The following is a 17,822-nucleotide window of genomic DNA, read 5'->3' on the forward strand; positions in this document are numbered from 1 at the left end:
GCTCAGAAATTTCATCACAATGCATCTCAAGTAGTCGCTCTCTGTAGACCGACCATAACGCTATATTTTGCAAAATTGCGCATTAGCCAATTCTCTTACCTATAGTTCACTTGAGATAAATAAATTTACTTTATGTGTATGCGTGCGTATGTTGATGTCAGGTTGGGAGGATATATGAAATCAACTGACCTGATAAAAGAGCTGATTTCCGTTGGATGCGAGCTTAGAAGGCTACGGAAGGAGTCACCAATAACCGGAAAGATACTCCCGGTTTTGTATCCTAAAAAAGATCTACCTATCGATACTGCCAAATCTGTAATACTTTGGAGGTCATCATGTTTTTCTCAGTAGGTGTTGAGTTGCCGAAAGATGAAAACACCGCGTATGGTCTAGTTATTCCTGCGCTATGTGCCGAAAGTTATGGCTGTTTTTCTGCCGCTGATAATAAAGAAGACATCGCGATAATGGCGCGTGAGGCTATCTTGCTAACAGTAGAAGATATGGTCGCAAATAATAGAGCAGTTGAACATATTCAAGATGCTGGCTATCTGGTTTATGCGAAAAACACAGAATATCAATATGTTGATAGCTGGTTTGTCATCGACGTTGATTTGTCTGAATTTTCCGGAAAGCAACAGCGTATTAATATCTCATTGCCTGATATGCTCATTCAGCGTATTGATAATCGTGTCAAAGAAAGTCCGGCACAATATCGAGACCGAAGTCACTTTTTAGCAGAAGCTGCAAGGAATGAACTTAGTTAACACCAGATGCATGGATGCGTCTGGTGTTAAAAAGCACTCAATTGATGCCGTTTTTATAAATCCCTACGATATTGGTATGAATGTAAAGATGAAATCATAAGCTCCTCACCGTTTTAGTTGATATATGATTCCTCCCGAAGGCCCATACTTAGTAAAGTGAAGCATAACACAACAACTAACTATTGGCATCATGACCCAAAAACTAACCATGATTCAACTTTGATAGTTTTTTCTGAATCACATAGTTCCATACCACCCCATTAACTTAATGAATGCGTTCGTAACGTTAATTGTGGTTCCATCACTCATATTAGATGTTGTTCCATTGACAGAATAACTATGAACAACTGAGTTTCATTATTTCGTCTTTAAAGAACTGTTTTCAATTTATTGCTTTGGCTATTTCAACATCTAATTCTAAGGATGATGCTTGCTGTAGAATAGAATATCTTCGTTCGATATCCTATTCTAAGTTGATGATAAAACTTTTCATTCTTTCGCCTGGCAATATTGGGAAGGAATCTGAATAGGATAAATCGTGAAATTTCAAATGGCTAATATCGAAATTTATTGCAATAATAAAGCACTTCTAATACTCCAAAATATCTTGACAATACTATTACACCTACATTACAGCTCAGGCACTAATAAGATTACTGGGAAATTAATATTATTATTGTATTTATTCGTCAGAAAAGCACCATCTCTACGATGGTAATATAAATAACTTTCCAAAATAGTGCTACACGTTACATAACATATAACTCCATATATAATAATTGGTTGAAGAAAACCATGTGTAGCGGAATTATACAACCTAATTTATTAATTACAACTTGGATGCTAATACCTATTTTAATGTAAGAAAACGTAGATTTTTCCACCATTTGAAATTTTATTTATTTCTTATTTTTAGAAATTTCCTTTTAAAACTAAATCTAACATTATGATCTAACATAAAACTTAATATTGAAAGGTCTTTTACTATCTTATGGACAGAATCAGAATATTCTTTTGACAGCTTATCTCCATATTTATAAATAAGCTCTATAGCATGACAAGCTGTAAGGTTTCTGAATTTTCTACCGAAATTTTTATCAGTTATTAAAATGACCTCTGCCATTGTATTTATTTTAATTTGACTAATAGAATTAGATAAACTGTCTTCTCTCTTTATGTAGTTATAGTATTTCATCTCAGTATAATAAATATTATTGCACTTAACTAAAATTGGAGGGAATGACAGAGCGTCTTCATAACAAGAAACCTCGGGAAAATTATTTCCATGAAATAATTCTCGCTTAAAAAATTTCCCACATGAATGTGCCTGAAATTTCTTATGAATTAAAAACTCTTTTATCGCCGTATCTCTATGAATTTCTATTGGAAACAATAATCTTGACTTTTCTATTATATCTGAATCTTTTCTTACTTCATTTAACCCACTGATAAATATGTCTGGTTTTTTCGATGTCAAAAAGTCTAAAATTTCTCTCATGGAAAAATCAGACAAAAAATCATCGCCATCAACAAAAGTTATATATTCTCCATGGCTTACTTCTACTGCATATTTTTTTACTTTACCTAAACTCCTAAACTCTTTTCTTATATAAATAAAGGATTCATCTTCCTCTGAGAATTTTTTTAAGATTGATGAAGTCGAATCAGAAGAACTGTCATCTATCAGAAGAACTTCATACTCTTTAGGATCACAGTCAGATAAAACACGCTTTATGGTACTTACGCATTTGAAAATCAATTGTTCTAGATTATGTGCAGCTACCACAATTGATAATTTCTTTGAAACACAACCATAAATATCGTTAGTTTCAGTAGTCATAGATAATAACCCCTTATATTATTGTCTTAAATGATCTTCAAATAATAATCCCACTTTGATATTCCCTCTTCGAAGAAAAACCATAATTTGAGACGTACTTTAAGGATCACTTCTTTATTGTTTTCACGAGCTAAAATATTACTATTAAATTTTACCTTTTCGTTACCTCTGTTTATAAAAACATTATACTGGTAACTGAACTACCTACAATGATATTTACCAAGTTTCGTAAATCAGGAAGAATCAGCATTTGCCTTACATACTAGTAATAGATGCACCGTATAGATAAAGTAGCAATGTTAACGAAAGTTGCCATACCAATGACAGTGGGAAGAGACCCATAAAGCACATCGAACTTGTTTAATTTTTAAAGAGCATATGAGACTAAAACTCAATTTCTATATTTAATGGATTCTACTATTATCACTATACAATATATTTTTCATCATGTGAATCAAAATTATCTGAGAATAGTTTTTTAAACCGGAATACTTTAACTATAGGAAAACTTATATATAGATTGGATTCAACTGTAAGTAAGAGCAATTTTTTAGAACATCAGTTGCTATATATAGAATATAGACATCTTTTCACACTTCCCAACATAGAAAAATGCACCATGCCATATAAAAAATCAGCCAAAAAATAAATATACAAGATTTTATCTTAAAATAAATTTTATAACGGTTTGAAATTTTAGGATCATGAAATTATCAGCAAAAAACTAGAACCAGATATCTACTTTGGACTGTGATTTAGATCGTGTGATTGCCTGTTTTTGATATATTCCTTCCAATAGCAGAGACAGGAAAATTATGGATAAAAAGAAACTTAAGCCGCTAGCCACCGATGGCTTCTTGCATGGAAATCAAGATTAACAGAGATGCTCTTGCTCATTATGACTTGGTTTGTATATTGAAACTCCACAAGTAATGTTTTAATTCTGGCCATATTGCCTAATGTCTTCATCATGGGATTTAATTAATAATTAAGTAGTCGAGTGGAATATGATAATATTTACCCGATTGTTTTCAATTTACAGGAAATCAATATAGGCAGGGTAATCATTCCTTTTTTACAAAATCTTCTACAACTCATTAGTTCACAACTATCCTTAATAATCCAGTTTTTAAATATTCAATAGGAATAAATACGGTAAGAATTAAATATGTGTACATTTAAGAATTATCTTGTTTATTTTCTCTTTCTACTGTGATTTATTAACATGTGCTATATTATATGTATTCTCCTACGTTGGGAGGCTTTATTAATACTTATGCTTTATGCGGGTATAATTAAATTATTCAGGTTTAAATCATGAATAAAAATTAATCTTAATTCACATGACGAAAAATACATAGTATAGTATTGATAGAAAATCCGGATGGATGAAGAAATCGAACCTCCGTTTTTCCTGCTTTTCGAAAGCTAAACTGCGTTTTACTATTACATGATGCTCTATTGATAGATAAATATGAAACTTACAAAAAACCACTTAATCAAGCTATTACCAGTTGTTGCACTCTTCATTTTTTGCCTTTTAGCTCATATAGCTTTAGGTTATCGCTTAAAAATAGCGTATGTATTCGCTATATTCTTTATTTTCCTATTGCTAAACAAGGTCACTGTGGTTTATAGGCCCCTGCTTATCTTTCTTGGTATAGCAGCTCTCGTTTATGCCCCTATCGGGCTTACATACGGTTCACCAAACTTCAACTCAATTCTTTCGTTATTCTATACAAATGAACAAGAGGCTAGTGAATTCATCTCTTCTATTCCAACTGAACACTATCTTTTTAGTACATTTATCTTGATCTTTTGTTTGTTATCTCTGAAAGTAAGCATTAATTTACATAGAAATGTTAATGTTCTTCTATTTTCTTTTGCATTAATTACTACAATACATCACCCTTTAAAAGCTTTTATACAAGGTAAGGAGTTCAATATTCTTGACTCTGGACTTCCTGAAATTAGAGCAGTCAAAGATGCTACTATCAACTTTATAAGGGTAAAAAGTGAACATAAAAAAATGCAACAAATACTAAGTGAAAAGGATTCATTGGGAACAGTATCGGCAAAGTCCAAATATAGTACCTATATTGTTGTGATTGGAGAAAGTGTACGTAGAGATTTTATGAATGCGTATGGATTCCCGATACATAATACACCTTTTATGAGCACTGCCAATGGGACGCTTTTTACAAATTATATTTCAGCAGGTCCATCAACCCAAATATCACTGGAAAATTCATTAGCAATGGTCAAAGATGGTAAAAATATTTTAAGCAATAATATTGTTACATTAGCAAAAAAAGCTGGCTTTTATACTTACTGGATATCAAATCAAGGTTCTATGGGGATATTTGATACCCCAGTTGCCAGTATGGGTGCAAGAGCTGATTCTCCATTATTTATTAAAAAAGGTGAGTCCAGTTCTGGTCTTAACATAAATATGCTAGATACAAATATAATACCGATTGTGAAAAAAGCCTTAGAGGATAAGAAAGAAAAGAAGCTAATTGTTATCCATTTAATGGGTTCTCACTCCCCTGCTTGTACCAGAACAAATTATGAATACAAGGTGTTTTTTAAGTCAGAACAAGTTTCTTGCTATATACAGAATATTGAAAACACCGATGATTTGCTATCAATAATTACTGATGAAATACAGAAAAATGAGAAGAGCTGGTCTTTGATGTATTTTGCTGATCACGGAGTATCTTTCTTTGAGAAAGATACTAAGAAGATGAGGCTTGCTCATAATGATAAATATAAGCAAGATTATCAGGTTCCTATGTTTATTACATCTTGCGATGATACATCTCGTAATATTATTAACGCTCAACGCAATTCAATGAACTTCTTAACACTATTTTCAGAGTGGACAGGTATTAAAGAGTCTACAATACCTGAGAATTGTAAAATATTGTCTAATGAAACATGTGAAAACCAAGATGATGTTCTGAACTTTAGTAATAAAGTCATGAAATATAGCTCATTACCAGAAGATAAAATTCCTGAATGAGTTTTTATATTATGAATAATGTAAGCAGGATATATGTTATATCTGATTTATAGATATGTTAACGTTATATTATGAACTATTTAATGGATAAAAAATTTAGATGAAAACATTACTATCTCTGTTTGGGTGGAAAGAAGCTAGCATTGATGATTATAGTAAATGCTACAGTATGTACGGCGGAGGGTTAGCAACACACCCGATTGTTTTAGATTTCATTCATAAACATTTCAAATGTGATGAAAAGTACTATGTACAGAAAGCTTCTAATGGGATATTGACTGCTGCCATATGCGTATGGGGGGGAAGGTTCCTAGCAAATGATCCTTCTGCTCCATTATCAAAACATATCCCTATAGCTATTCCTAATGATGAATTAATCATCCCTGCTTCTCTGGAATATAAATTTTTATTACCTATTAAATCAAAATTTATATCTCCTTTAAATAGAAAAAACATCATGAATTCGACATATACATTCAACGCCAATAGAAAAATTTGCATTGCTAAAGAATTAAGTAACGGAGAAATACCGATAAAATCCCAAAAAAAATATAAAGACCGATTGAAACGCTTTCTAAAAATTGGAGGAAAAATTGCTGATTGTGAATCTTTCAGCCCAAGAGAAATAGCAGATATTTATTTTTCTCTTACTGAGAAAAGGTGGGGTTCTTGTTCCGTGGATAGAGAACTAACCCAAAAATTATTTGAACTAATCCAACCTCTTATATGGGGTAATATACTATTTTATAAAGATGAACCCTGTGCATTTCATTTTATTACAAAGACATTTACTTCTGAACACACTATCTTTGAGTTTATCCAAGCAGGCATGGATACATCAGATGAATTGCAAAAGCACTCTATTGGCTCTTTGCTAATTTGGAGCAATATAGAAAAAGCTTATTCTCAATATGAGAATGCCAGGTATTCCTTCGGCTGTCCATCCAGAGAATATAAACTCAGATGGTGTAACCTACAACCAATTGGCAGAATATTGAGCCTGTAAAATTAAAAAGAGTGAAGTATCAACACGGTTGAGCAATACCAGATACTTTTTCCATTCAAGTAACAGTGCTTGTTCCTCTTCCGAAGCCAATTCAGCATCAACGGCATATTGGAATAATGTAATGGTTTCATTAGCTTGTTTGCTCAGTGTGCCACGCAGTTGTTCCGCCTGCTCAACCTCACTATCCTTATTGCCGCTTTATCAGTCACCCACTTCGAGCCATCCCATCTATCAAAATGAGTCGCAGGTTGTTTGAATGTCAGAGTTCCGGGTAATTCACCCAGATCAGTAATTTCTTGCGGTAAGCGAGTTTGTGTGTTGTAAGCTATTTTTCCGCAGTAATCGGGTACAATTTCCCAGTGATTTCCATCTACTGTGCGCCTGACAGACATAGAATCGGATTTGGGCAATGTTGGCGCATCTGTGTAGGAACTGGCCGGTATTCCTATCCCTTTCATCAGATATTCTGGTGTCGTGCCGATAAATTCCCTTGAATGAGGTGCTGTATGGTAGATTGTCAGCCAGCCCGCTTTTTCTGCCAACCCATCTTTACCCAATATGGTGGTCTCATATTCTAAGGAGTATTTTTGTGTATTCATTATGCTGCTCTCACTATGTAGTTAAATGCAATGTTGCGAGGTCTGTTCTCTGAAGCAACAGGGACAACTCGTGAAGCATCAAAGAGAATCCGTTTTTGCCAGACGTCTGTATATTCATTTCCTGGAGCATTTGGGTATTTTCATCCAAGCAGATCACCCAATAACCGGCGTTGTTCAATTGTTGCCAGCTCTGGCCAATCTTTCTCAAACCCATAACTATCACGAGCTGAACGATAAGCAATCCCTCCATTTTTGTAATGCACTTTTAGCTGAAATGCCGGACAACTTCCAATTCCGTTACAAAAGTGAGCAACAAGCTGGCTGTCCCCAGGACGCTGCAAATCATATAACCTCGTATTCACGTTCCAAGGGACTTGATTATTAACAGAATATGTTCCTCTTAATCCGAGTTTAAACGCCCTCACATCCTCGGTGAGTGCTTTACCATTAATTTTCCGACTGCTCGGCACGGCACTTTTCGCCAATGCCACGGTTTCCACTAAACCGACATTTTCAATAATCGCGTGTATAGGGAGCATTGTGACAATAAAATTCAGTTTGTTGGTGGTGTATCAGTAATGATACAAAATTCTAGTTGATATTTTTTTGCAAATTTAGCCACTTGTCCAAGGATTGCTCCATATGGTAGCCTGCTATTAAATAGAGTTAAATCATAGAGTGTATTATGAAAACGTTTGTCATTAATCTGAAGAAAGATGTGGAACGAAAGAAATTGATACAAGAACAACTACAAAAAATAAATCTTGATGCTGAATTTGTAACCGCAGTGTATGGAAAAGATCTGAGCAAGGAACAACTCTGGAAGTATTGCCCTAACTTTAATGATATGACACTCACACTAGGTGAAGCTGGGTGTTCACTGAGCCATTTAAATACATACAAAAAAATCATAGACAATAGAATCCCCTTATCTCTTATCTTAGAAGATGACGTGAGTTTCAACGAACATCTAACCACAGTATTATCATCTCTGGAAAACCATCCCATGGCTTTAAGTTCAACCCCCTATGTTTTTTTGCTAAATACGACTAATGAATATTTCGATTCATTCAAAAAGCCTCTTACTGATAATTATAATATTGTAAGTGTAATTGATGCAGCAGGCACTTATGGGTATGTATTGAATTTAGCCGCAGCAAAAAAATTATATCAATACTTGCTGCCTGTAAGATTTGTTGCTGATGAATGGAAGATGTTAAGAGAACAAGGTGTTATCAAACTAAAAGGTGTTATTCCCCCAGTTGTTAATGTCTCATCTCATCCCTTAAATTCATCAATCGGAGAGAGAATATATTCATTAACAAAATTTGACGAAAAGAATAGAAAAAGATCCATCTTTACGCAAATAAAGCTAGCTTTATGGCGAGTTTCTATTCGCCCTTGGCTTAGGAAAGTTAGACCTTAGTCTGAAATAACTAAGGTCACCCTAAATCAAACAGCACTATACTATCCCATTAGCATAATATATTAGTTAGTTATGTTAATGGATGAGTCACCACCTGTACTTGATGTTATACCACTAAATGAATGGTTATGTGAACCAATCCACACACTATGACTATGTGCACCCGCAGCATCTATAACATTTCCTGATCTAATCAAATCCCCCCAGCCACCAGCTATAGTATCTCGGCTTCCATCTCCTTTGGCTATTCTACCGCTATGGATATGATTTCCTGTCGTGTCAGTAAGAAAATATGGTCGCAAATAATAGCTCAGTTGAACACATTCAGGATGCTGGCTATCTGGTTTATACAAAAAACACAGAATATCAATATGTTGATAGCTGGTTTGTTATTGATATTGATTTATCTGAGTTTTCCGGAAAAGTAGCAGCGTACTAATATCTCATTGCCTGATACGCTTATTCAACGTATTGATAATCGTGTCAAAGAAAGTCCGGCACAATATAGCAAGAGCAACTAAAATAATTACAAGGTTGTTTGGTCCTTAATTGACACAAATTACCTAAATTTCTGCTAATACATAGTATGTTTGCCGCCGAATAGCGGTGGCTTTATAACCATAAACAGTCTAATATGTCGTTGGAAACATTTGACATGTGCGGTATTTATCACCATGGAAGATGGAGATTAGCATAATTATAATCCATTTTAGATTTATATAGAGGTAGCATCATTAAATATTCTAAACATAAAGACTAATTTTTCAGGGTGGTCAGAGGCTGGGGAGCCTGAATACCGTTATTGTTATAAAAAGTTTGGCGGCAATTTTTCAACTCACCGTGATGTACTTGGTTATTTGCACTCACACGCAGAATGTAGAGAACGATTCTTTGTGAGAACTAATGGGAGTGGTGAGCTCACGGGAGCCTTATGTGTATGGCACAATAGATATCTGGCTAATGATTGTCTCACTTCCGAAATTACTAAACACCTGAATTTGCCTGTACCAAAAGATGAATTAATTTTGCTTTTATCTACTGAGAAAAAAAGCTTACTTCCTTTTAAAAGTAAAATTATATCAGAAATAAACGCAAGCTCTATTATGAATGTTACTTACAAATTGAATGCCAGGCGACAAATTTGTTTAGCAAAGAATCCAGAGATGATGTCATCCAGTACGAAAAACTCAAGCAAAAGAGAAGTTAGACGATTCCTTGAGCAAGGGGAGAGATAATAGACCAACGTGAATATAGTGCCTCTGAATTAGTAGATATTTATTTTGAACTTTTCAAGATGCTCAGATGTGTATATCCAGGTCAAAGAGAAGAAAACATAAAATTCATCCAAAAATTTTGCAGTATGGTGTTTGGTAGTATCCTTTTTTATCAAGGGAAACCAGCAGCATTTCAGCGAATAATGAAATCAGATAATCCAAAATGGTCAACTTTTGATTGCATAAATATTGGGTTAAATACAGAGTTAGCCAAATTGTCTGTAGGAACTATAATGATGTGGTTGAACACGCAAAATGCGTGGAGCAAATGTAACGAAGAAAATAAGGCAATGCGGTTTTCATTTGGAAAACCTACCTACGAATATAAAGACCGCTGGTGTATCAGAGAAAGCGTTGGTCGATTACTTTTCCCATAATAATTCTGCCCATAAATAGGGCAGTAATTATTAATGCCATATACTTCTATACCAACTCATCAACTTGATATATTAATTTGTTATGTTTATTGCAGTTTTTTAACCTATATTAGTTATTGTTCCGAAAATAGAATGAGTGTCAATGCTAATACTAACAGTATGTGTGTGCACACTGGTGACTATATTAGTAGAACTACATAACCATACAATTTCAGACAAGATAGGAAACTCTGGTACCAATACAGTGATTACAATTATTAATTCATATGTTAAGTTGATAAGTTAGTATAGAACAGAATAAAAAAATTATGATTAGGGCTATGCTATGCATATCCTTCTTTTTACAATTTCAGTAGTTTCTTCTTAAAACTAAATCTCACGTTTGGATCGATAAAAAAGGAGAATTTACTTATATTTTTGATTAGAGCTTTAAGAGCTGATTTCTTCTCAGAGGATAATATGTCTCCGTTCTTTAAAAGATGTTCAATAGCATGGGTTGCAACAATATTTTGATATTTATCACCAAATTTATTATTCATACATAAAATTATATCAGCCATAATATCAACTTTCTGGTTAGTAATATTGCTTGATAGGCTGTCGTTACGCTTTATATAATTATAAAATACAGAATTTATTATATAGATATTCCTGCTTCTTTGCAATAAATCAGGAAATATAAGTGCATCTTCATAGCATGAAATTTCAGGGATTTTTAGATTATTAAATAATTTTCTGCTAAAAAATTTACTACATAAATGCGCTTGGAACTTCTTATGAATTAAAAATTCTTGTATAGCTTTGTGCTGTATCAACTTTGTTGATGATGAAAAAATTGATTTATCTATGTAGTCAGAGTCTTTTTTTACATCATTAATCCTGGATATTAGAATGTCAACTTCATTTGACACTAAGAAGCCTATCACTTGGTTTATGTCAAATGTAGGCAAAGTATCATCTCCATCAATAAATGTTATATATTGACCATTGCAGTTTTGTATGGCGTAGTTTCTTACCTTTCCTATATTTCCAAATTCAGTTCTAAGATACTTAGAAGATTTTACTAAATTGGAAAAGTCCATCATGATATTAGATGTGTTATCAGTTGATTTATCATCTATCAATATGATTTCTATATCATTAGAATATGTCTCAATACATTTCTGAATGCTAGTCAAACATTTAGAAATAAATGGTTCGAAGTTGTGTGCAGTAACAATAATAGATAATATAGATTTCATAGTAGTTCTCCATCGTACTTTATAATATTACAGTACTGACTTTATTTTTTTCCTATTTACTAAATATAAAAATCTAGAATATATTTTTAGAAAAAAACCCAATAAGTCACTAGTATTAGTCCGGGAATATAATTTGAATTTTTTTGCTATGTAAATTTTTTGAATGTGCTTTTTACACTCGACCGGTAAAGAAATGTTGAGTTTATTTATCATGGTTTTAAATATACTATTTAAATAAATAACTTCATTTGATGATAGTTTTTTTGAAGAGTTTATTTTTATAATATTTTCAATGTCAATATCAATGCCTAGTGCATGTGTTAATTTAAGTTGGGATTTTGCAGCATAATATTCTTGTTCATTAAAGTATTCATTTCTATTTTTATTTGGGTGTGTTCTATATTTCAATAATGTATCGGGTAAATTAATAAACTTATAATTATTATTAATTGAAGTTAAAAATAATTCAGTCCATAGCCCATAATCTTGTGCTTTTTCATAATTTTCAGGATAGATTATACCTGATTTTAGTAAAATATCTTTTCGAATCATCACAGTAGGATGATAGAATGGGCAATCGAATACAATGCTTGAAATTATTTCTTCATGTCTCAGAGGAGGAACTTTATTTCTAAGTTCTTCATATGTTCTCATTGATGTTCCACAAACAATAGTATCTGAGTGTTTACTCATATATTGATATTGTGTTAATAGCCTATCTGGATATGAATAATCATCAGCATCCATCCTGGCAATAAAGTTACCTTTTGCTTCTGATATCGCAATATTTAGTGAGCGAGCCAATCCCATATTTTTGGCATTATTAATTATCTTTATTCTTTTGTCTTTAACAGCAAACTCTGAAAGTATATTGGAAGTTTTATCAGTTGAAGCATCGTTAACTATGATGAATTCATAATCTTTAAACGTTTGTTCTAAAATAGAATTTATAGCTTCAAGCAGGAATTCTTGTCCGTTGAAAACAGACATTATTACTGATATAGCTGGTTCTCTATGTAACATATTTCATCTTACTATGTTGTATAATTAAAAAAATTAATTAACTTGGTTGTCTATGATTTAAATCAAGCTTGTTTTTTGACCTGTTTTTATAAATTAATTTGGTTACATATTCCGGGAAAATACCACATCCATGATAAAATAATTTGTTTATCGAAATCTTTAGATATTTATCCATTAAAAACATAACCCTGTACCATAATGGTGCATTCAGAAAAACAATACCCTGCTCCTTTATGAAATTCAAAGGTAGATAATTTAGCCATTTTTCTTACATAACTTCTTGTACCTTAGATGCTTTCCAGGTTTTCCTTTCTTATTTTTAAAATACATAAGACAAGGCGATAGGAGCTGATATGTATACAAATTCTAGTTCACTCACTGCTTTGATGTCCTTTACATCGTCACTATGAGATTGATGGGCAATCAAAACCGATACGGCTATTTTAAATCAAAATCGCTTTTATTCCTAACAATTAATGAATAATATCTATTCTAAATGAAACTACTTCTCTACTATCTTTTGATTTTACCCTAACGTATTGTTATAAAATATATTTTCCCAGAACCAGAAATCTCACATATACACATATAGGTGTATTAAATGTTCGTTGAACATTCCCTATGGTATTGATGATAAGTGGGATGATAAAGTTTAACTACCTCCGGTGGGGTAATTCACAGTCATTCAGCTAACTAAGAACTATTATACCTGCTTTCTGTTTCATTCTTGGAATTAACTCGTAAAGCATCTCTTCCTGTTTATTTACTTCATAAGTGGCCTAAGCTTCTGAGGGATGAGAAGGCTTCCCCTTACTTCTAAAAATGGAACACCTTTAACTTTCATCCGTCAGTTACTCAAATCTTTACTAAGCATGGGCCTTCGGGTGGAATTACATATCAATTAAAACAGTGAGGAGCTTATGATTCGAGCCTTACAAAACGGCGTCAATTGAGTGCTTTTTAACACTAGGTGCATTCATGCGCCTAAGAACATTGATTTAGTGGAAGCGATTAAAAAGGCTAATAATGCTGTGCCGAGTAGTCGTAAGATTAATGGGAAGGCGCTGGCAGGTGACGTGAGTTTGAATGCAAGGGATGTGGGGGTACAACCTATAGACAACTGTGCTGTTCGCAGGGAAAGCTATACGAAAGGGGAATTTGATGGTAAGTATCAGCCTGCGTGGGGATTATGCAGTTAGAGGAGAAAGTTATATTAAAAGGGAAAGTGATGAAAGGTATTGGAAGAATGGAGCGAACACCAGTTGGGTTAGAGTAGGAAGAGCTGGGCTAGAGGGATGCACTATTACATTTAGTCGGGACGTTCGCGGTTCAACATTATTTGTTAAAAATAAACAATAGGGAAAGTTCGTTCCTATTATTACACCTCCTCAGGATAACATTGAAGTTATGCAAAGTGTTCTTATGGGAGGAATTTTGCATTACAAACTTGCAAACAATGGAACTGTAATGTATATCATCTGGTCATTGGATGCGGAGTTTACTGAAGAGTATTTGTTATTATAGAAGAAAAGGCTGTTTAGCTCTTTATTTTTGTAAAAGATAAATTGAAAATTTATCCACACTTTTAAATGAAGTTAATATAGCGAAAATAACTAGATGTATTAGTTGAGGCTTGATCTGATACTTCGATTTGAAAAGAAGAGAGTTACCTACTTTGATTAAAGGTGCTGAATCTGAAATCAAAGAAATGAATTTAGCGTTTATAGGTCACAGTGCATTTTCCTTTTGCGAGAAAGATGGCTACTATAGCAACTGACCACCCTTCCTGAAAAATGCACTTATTAGTCAAATCCGCCTGCTTGAGAATTTATAGAAATCTCTTTAAAGAAGAGATGTGTTTTTTGTATTTATTCTAATATTTTCAGGTTTAGGAGTATAACATACCGAATTTGATGAAATGTTCTTGTTAATGAAAGACATGGCGCCAATCAATACATTATTACCAATGGTAATATAGTTTCCAATAATACAAACATTTGCACCTATAGTAACATTATCACCTATAGTAACACCACCATCATTATAAGTAGATTGCACACCAATAGTGGTATTCTGTCTTACTTTAAAGTTTTCTCCGATAATTGCTCTATTAGTTATTACTAGCCCAACATAGTGATATATGCTCAGTCCTACTCCGATCTGAGCACCAAGGCCGATATCGCAGCCATATTTAGATCTTAGCTTGTTATTTATATATTCTGCTAATTTGGGGTTTTTATTAGATAAGTAAAGATAATTAGCAATTCGCCACCAGAAGTTGAATCTCCTTTTAGGATATTGCCATGTACGCCGTATCGCTCTGCCCCAAGTGAATTTTTTTATATCAGAACATACCACTTCTACCATCAGACAACGTTTTAAATGTTCAATGCTAGAATAGCTGTACTTATCCATAATATCCTCCAGTAATTCGTGATGAGTATACAAACATCAGTCCTATTTAAATAGCTCAATCATAGCTGCTCACGTCCAAATTCTAACAGTTTCCCTTTACACTAAAGTAAACCCATATATTTTGATGAAAAACGCAGCACGGGAATTTTATCATCAAATGACGCACTTTTTCAATTTACGCGACACGCTGCAACAGCAGCGCACTGTATGTTCCAGACGAATACTACGGTGCGTTTACACAAGTATACATCTCAAAGTAATGTAAAGAACTAAGCGTCACTAATCTAATGAAATTTCAAAAGATCTTTAACTTCATCTGGGAGCATCCATTTTGATTGAACCTAATAATGCCTTCAATTTATATCCCTATAGGATTCGAATCTGTGGCCTGCGGCTTAGAAGTGAATAGAGTCACATTGTAAATTAACCAACTACCGCATTTATCAGCGCTCATACGTCCCACCTTACCGAAGGTACCTATGGTTACTCTTGGTGATCTTTCGATGTTTGTCCCAAATGCGTCCCATCCAATTTGATAATATCTATCTCAATCTTCCCCACCAAACCAAAGCGTGATTGGGAAAAGTTTTGTGAGAGGGCTAAAAAGTCTGATTTACTACTTTGATAACTTGGATGGTTAGTTCCCATCGTGGTACGCTATCACTATAACTTAACTATATGGTTATTTATTGATATGGGGAAATACCTGATTTTCACCATATCTAGCCTCGTTTAATACTTTAAAAAGCAGGAACCATTAAACAAATGAATTGAAAAATTTTCTAATTCGTGCTCTGGTGTGCAGAAATAATATGATGGATAACTTATTGATTTATCATGTAATTGTGTTGCCTGAGAACCATCATAAGGCTCTTGAAGCCCAAATTTTTCAGAGAAATATCGACTGATACGGGCTGTATTTGTTTCAAGATCCAAGCCATTTGACGTTTCAAAATTAGCGTCTTTGTAGTAACTTAATAAATCAACAATGATGGAGTTTCCTGCTTTGTCACCCATGATAGCTGTAATTGGGTAATAATGACCTCCATAATTCTCATAACCACTAAAAAAGTCTAAATGAAGAAATTGATCTAGATTGTTTGTGACTTCAACATCAGAATCCAAATAGATGCCGCCTTCATGATAAAGCGCATAAAGCCTGATATAGTCAGAAACAAACGCCTATTTTCTATTCTGATAAGCTTGTTCTGAGTATGCATGTTTGATTTTTTCGAATTTTTCGTTGTTCCATTCGATAATTTCATAGTCTGGAAGGTATTTCTTCCAACTTTCGATACATCTCAATATTAGTTCGGACTTTGGTTGATTACCAACCTATACATAGTGAATTTTCTTAGGTATCATTTGTTATCTTAAAAGCTGAATGTAGTTTCTTTGTAAGTAGTGTAGCTGATTCAGTTTGTTGGTCATCTTATTATCAACCCACTTATACCCCAAAATCCTCCTTTCACACAATTCCACAATCTCCCATTTTTCTTTCTGGTGGTCGTAGCGGTCATTATGTTTGGTTGAGGCCCAGGCTTATATGGTTCTGCAATATACCTCATAGCTGATCTCTATTTTTCATGGGCGTATTAAATGTTAGCCGGACATTCCCTATGGTACCGATGATAAGTGAGATGGTAAAGTTTAACTATCTACAGTGGGGTAATTCCCAGTCGTTTGGCTAACTGTGAACTGCTAATACTGCCTTCTATTTTATGCTTTGGATTAGCTCGTAAAGCTTCTGCTTAGCCGCTGTCATAAGTAGCCTGAGCTTCAGGGAGATGAGAGGACTTACTTCCTTACCTTCGAAAATGGAATATCCTTAACTTTCATCTGTCAGTTACTCTAATCTTTACTAAGCATGGACCGGCCGACGGAACCACATATCCACCAAAACAGTACGGAGTCTATGATTCGAGCTTTATATTCATACCGATATCGTAGGGATTTACAAAAACGGCATCAATTGAGTACTTTTTAATACCAAGCGCGCATCCGGGCCCTAGTATTAGCTGAATTCATGTTTTGCAGCTTCTGCTAAAAAGTGACTTCGGTCTCGATATTGTGCCGGACTTTCTTTGAAACGATTATCAATACGTTGAATGAGCGTATCAGGCAGTGAGATATTAATACGCTGCTGCTTGCCGGAAAATTCAGACAAATCAACGTCGATAACAAACCAGCTATCAACATATTGATATTCTGTGTTTTTCGCATAAACCAGATAGCCAGCATCCTGAATACGTTCAACTGCTCTATTATTTGCGACCATATCTTCTACTGTTAGCAAGATAACCTCATGCGCCATTATCGCAATGTCTTCTTTATTATCAGCGGCAGAAAAACAGCCATAACTTTCGGCACATAGCGCAGGAATAACTAGACCATACGCGGTGTTTTCATCTTTCGGCAACTCAACACCTACTGAGAAAAACATGATGACCTCCAAAGTCGGCGGGGATTAAATCCCCGCCATTTTCTTTATAGATTTGACGGTGCCGATAGGCAGATCTTTTTTAGGATGCGGGACCGGGAATGTCTTTCCGGTTATAGGTGACCACCAAATTTGGTGACTACCTCCGTTATGCCTTCTAAGTTCACATCCAACGGCAGTCAGCTCTTTTATCAGGTCAATTGATTATATATCCTCCCAACCTGACATCAACATATGCACGCATACATACAAAGTAAATTTATTTATTTCAAGTGAACTATGGGTAAGAAATTCGTTAATACGTGATGTTGCAAAATATAGCGTTACGGTAGGTCTACCTCCAGAATTCAGAGCGTTGTTGCTTGAAGGACATTGTGATGAAATTTCTGAGC

The 17,822-nt window shown here is 34.1% G+C and carries 15 protein-coding genes and 2 pseudogenes; 7 read left to right on the top strand and 10 right to left on the bottom strand.

Annotated features, from left to right (window positions below):
* Positions 1–174: 174 nt before the first annotated feature.
* Complete coding sequence (locus KZ793_RS14805; RefSeq protein ID WP_225816047.1) at positions 175–351, top strand: type II toxin-antitoxin system HicA family toxin; 177 nt, start codon at positions 175–177, stop codon at positions 349–351.
* A complete protein-coding gene (locus tag KZ793_RS14810; protein ID WP_225816048.1) occupies positions 336–764 on the top strand; it encodes a type II toxin-antitoxin system HicB family antitoxin in 429 nt (142 codons plus the stop codon). The genes KZ793_RS14805 and KZ793_RS14810 overlap by 16 nt, the downstream gene beginning before the upstream one ends.
* Positions 765–1,659: 895 nt before the next feature.
* Here KZ793_RS14810 and KZ793_RS14815 read toward each other — a convergent pair.
* Positions 1,660–2,604 carry a glycosyltransferase gene (locus tag KZ793_RS14815; RefSeq protein ID WP_225816049.1) on the bottom strand — a complete coding sequence of 315 codons (945 nt, stop codon included), beginning with the start codon at positions 2,602–2,604 and terminating at the stop codon, positions 1,660–1,662.
* A 1,474-nt stretch (positions 2,605–4,078) separates the two neighbouring features.
* On the opposite strand from KZ793_RS14815, the gene KZ793_RS14820 reads away from it, so the two are divergent.
* On the top strand, positions 4,079–5,629 hold the full coding sequence (locus KZ793_RS14820) for a phosphoethanolamine transferase (RefSeq protein WP_225816050.1): 1,551 nt from the start codon (positions 4,079–4,081) through the stop codon (positions 5,627–5,629).
* Between the two features lie 100 nt (positions 5,630–5,729).
* Positions 5,730–6,635, top strand: coding sequence for an antimicrobial resistance protein Mig-14 (locus tag KZ793_RS14825; RefSeq protein WP_225816051.1), 906 nt, complete (start codon positions 5,730–5,732; stop codon positions 6,633–6,635).
* Here KZ793_RS14825 and KZ793_RS14830 read toward each other — a convergent pair.
* Together KZ793_RS14830 and KZ793_RS14835 are read right to left on the bottom strand one after the other, a co-directional pair.
* A pseudogene (locus KZ793_RS14830) lies at positions 6,603–7,234 on the bottom strand (tail fiber assembly protein). The gene KZ793_RS14825 and the pseudogene KZ793_RS14830 sit on opposite strands and share 33 nt — an antisense overlap.
* A gap of 140 nt (positions 7,235–7,374) precedes the next feature.
* A complete protein-coding gene (locus KZ793_RS14835; RefSeq protein WP_225816052.1) occupies positions 7,375–7,773 on the bottom strand; it encodes a hypothetical protein in 399 nt (132 codons plus the stop codon).
* Positions 7,774–7,919: 146 nt separating this feature from the next.
* Here KZ793_RS14835 and KZ793_RS14840 point away from each other — a divergent pair, with 146 nt between their 5' ends.
* Complete coding sequence (locus tag KZ793_RS14840) at positions 7,920–8,660, top strand: glycosyltransferase family 25 protein (protein ID WP_225816053.1); 741 nt, start codon at positions 7,920–7,922, stop codon at positions 8,658–8,660.
* A 749-nt stretch (positions 8,661–9,409) separates the two neighbouring features.
* Positions 9,410–10,311: pseudogene (locus KZ793_RS22920) on the top strand (GNAT family N-acetyltransferase).
* Positions 10,312–10,652: 341 nt separating this feature from the next.
* Here KZ793_RS22920 and KZ793_RS14850 read toward each other — a convergent pair.
* The gene (locus KZ793_RS14850) at positions 10,653–11,552 is read right to left on the bottom strand and encodes a glycosyltransferase family 2 protein (protein WP_225816054.1); all 900 of its coding nucleotides are present in this window, start codon (positions 11,550–11,552) and stop codon (positions 10,653–10,655) included.
* A 27-nt stretch (positions 11,553–11,579) separates the two neighbouring features.
* Complete coding sequence (locus KZ793_RS14855) at positions 11,580–12,575, bottom strand: glycosyltransferase family 2 protein (protein ID WP_225816055.1); 996 nt, start codon at positions 12,573–12,575, stop codon at positions 11,580–11,582.
* A 953-nt stretch (positions 12,576–13,528) separates the two neighbouring features.
* Between KZ793_RS14855 and KZ793_RS14860 the strand changes: the two genes are divergently transcribed.
* Positions 13,529–13,774 (top strand): hypothetical protein, encoded by a 246-nt coding sequence (locus KZ793_RS14860; RefSeq protein ID WP_225816056.1) that lies wholly within the window; start codon positions 13,529–13,531, stop codon positions 13,772–13,774.
* Positions 13,775–14,417: 643 nt separating this feature from the next.
* Here the strand turns inward: KZ793_RS14860 and KZ793_RS14865 are convergent.
* The 5 genes from KZ793_RS14865 to KZ793_RS14885 all read right to left on the bottom strand — a co-directional run.
* Positions 14,418–14,990 (bottom strand): serine O-acetyltransferase, encoded by a 573-nt coding sequence (locus KZ793_RS14865; protein WP_225816057.1) that lies wholly within the window; start codon positions 14,988–14,990, stop codon positions 14,418–14,420.
* Between the two features lie 732 nt (positions 14,991–15,722).
* A complete protein-coding gene (locus KZ793_RS14870) occupies positions 15,723–16,115 on the bottom strand; it encodes a hypothetical protein (protein ID WP_255619379.1) in 393 nt (130 codons plus the stop codon).
* 889 nt (positions 16,116–17,004) lie between these two features.
* Positions 17,005–17,433: a type II toxin-antitoxin system HicB family antitoxin gene (locus tag KZ793_RS14875; protein WP_225816058.1), complete on the bottom strand. Its 429-nt coding sequence runs from the start codon at positions 17,431–17,433 to the stop codon at positions 17,005–17,007.
* Positions 17,434–17,457: 24 nt separating this feature from the next.
* Positions 17,458–17,631, bottom strand: coding sequence for a type II toxin-antitoxin system HicA family toxin (locus KZ793_RS14880; RefSeq protein ID WP_225816061.1), 174 nt, complete (start codon positions 17,629–17,631; stop codon positions 17,458–17,460).
* A gap of 3 nt (positions 17,632–17,634) precedes the next feature.
* Positions 17,635–17,822: hypothetical protein (locus KZ793_RS14885; RefSeq protein WP_225816059.1), on the bottom strand; the 188-nt coding region annotated here is incomplete at its 5' end.

This window comes from Photorhabdus antumapuensis (genome assembly GCF_020387775.1).
GTDB classification, from domain to species: Bacteria; Pseudomonadota; Gammaproteobacteria; order Enterobacterales; family Enterobacteriaceae; genus Photorhabdus; species Photorhabdus antumapuensis.

Excerpts from the sequence above, each read along its gene's own strand:
- KZ793_RS14805 (WP_225816047.1), top strand. The coding sequence starts at position 175 with ATGAAATCAACTGACCTGATAAAAGAGCTGATTTCCGTTGGATGCGAG.
- KZ793_RS14810 (WP_225816048.1), top strand. The coding sequence starts at position 336 with ATGTTTTTCTCAGTAGGTGTTGAGTTGCCGAAAGATGAAAACACCGCG.
- KZ793_RS14815 (WP_225816049.1), bottom strand. The coding sequence starts at position 2,604 with ATGACTACTGAAACTAACGATATTTATGGTTGTGTTTCAAAGAAATTA.
- KZ793_RS14820 (WP_225816050.1), top strand. The coding sequence starts at position 4,079 with ATGAAACTTACAAAAAACCACTTAATCAAGCTATTACCAGTTGTTGCA.
- KZ793_RS14825 (WP_225816051.1), top strand. The coding sequence starts at position 5,730 with ATGAAAACATTACTATCTCTGTTTGGGTGGAAAGAAGCTAGCATTGAT.
- KZ793_RS14835 (WP_225816052.1), bottom strand. The coding sequence starts at position 7,773 with ATGCTCCCTATACACGCGATTATTGAAAATGTCGGTTTAGTGGAAACC.
- KZ793_RS14840 (WP_225816053.1), top strand. The coding sequence starts at position 7,920 with ATGAAAACGTTTGTCATTAATCTGAAGAAAGATGTGGAACGAAAGAAA.
- KZ793_RS14850 (WP_225816054.1), bottom strand. The coding sequence starts at position 11,552 with ATGAAATCTATATTATCTATTATTGTTACTGCACACAACTTCGAACCA.
- KZ793_RS14855 (WP_225816055.1), bottom strand. The coding sequence starts at position 12,575 with ATGTTACATAGAGAACCAGCTATATCAGTAATAATGTCTGTTTTCAAC.
- KZ793_RS14865 (WP_225816057.1), bottom strand. The coding sequence starts at position 14,990 with ATGGATAAGTACAGCTATTCTAGCATTGAACATTTAAAACGTTGTCTG.
- KZ793_RS14875 (WP_225816058.1), bottom strand. The coding sequence starts at position 17,433 with ATGTTTTTCTCAGTAGGTGTTGAGTTGCCGAAAGATGAAAACACCGCG.